This window comes from Rossellomorea sp. FS2, assembly GCF_047915635.1.
GTDB lineage: Bacteria > Bacillota > Bacilli > Bacillales > Bacillaceae_B > Rossellomorea > Rossellomorea marisflavi_A.
In genome coordinates this window covers 136,761-137,338 of record NZ_JBLRVS010000003.1, presented here as the reverse complement: position 1 = coordinate 137,338, position 578 = coordinate 136,761, and the positions used below count along the sequence as shown (strand labels likewise).

At 49.5% G+C, this 578-nt stretch carries 5 tRNA genes; all 5 read right to left on the bottom strand.

What is annotated here, in order from left to right:
• Nucleotides 1-6 precede the first annotated feature (6 nt).
• Nucleotides 7-80: transfer RNA gene (locus tag ACNA6I_RS10630), tRNA-Gly, on the bottom strand.
• Between the two features lie 12 nt (nucleotides 81-92).
• Nucleotides 93-169: transfer RNA gene (locus ACNA6I_RS10625), tRNA-Pro, on the bottom strand.
• Nucleotides 170-204: 35 nt separating this feature from the next.
• A tRNA-Arg gene (locus ACNA6I_RS10620) sits at nucleotides 205-281 on the bottom strand.
• 16 nt (nucleotides 282-297) lie between these two features.
• A tRNA-Leu gene (locus tag ACNA6I_RS10615) sits at nucleotides 298-384 on the bottom strand.
• Nucleotides 385-457: 73 nt separating this feature from the next.
• Nucleotides 458-539 (bottom strand) — tRNA-Leu (locus tag ACNA6I_RS10610).
• Between the last annotated feature and the right edge of the window lie 39 nt (nucleotides 540-578).

Here is a 578-nt window from a genome sequence, read left to right as displayed (position 1 = left end):
AAATAGTGGAGCGGGTGATGGGAATCGAACCCACGACATCAGCTTGGAAGGCTGAGGTTTTACCATTAAACTACACCCGCATGAAATTGTGATGGTCGGGAAGACAGGATTCGAACCTGCGACCCCTTGGTCCCAAACCAAGTGCTCTACCAAGCTGAGCTACTTCCCGTAAGAAAATTATGTATAAGCCAGTAGAAGCAAATATGGCGCGCCCGAGAGGAGTCGAACCCCTAACCTTTTGATCCGTAGTCAAACGCTCTATCCAATTGAGCTACGGGCGCTAATATTGAAAGTTTTTGGTGCGGCCGAGAGGACTTGAACCTCCACGGGTTATTCACCCACTAGGCCCTCAACCTAGCGCGTCTGCCATTCCGCCACGACCGCATTTATTGAAGCGACATTAACTATTATATCACGATAATTTCGCTTGTCAACAACTTTTTTCAAGGGATAAAAGTGCGGGTGAAGGGACTTGAACCCCCACGCCTTGCGGCGCCAGATCCTAAGTCTGGTGCGTCTGCCAATTCCGCCACACCCGCATATGATGGACCTCTTGTCCAAGACAAGAAATCAAATGG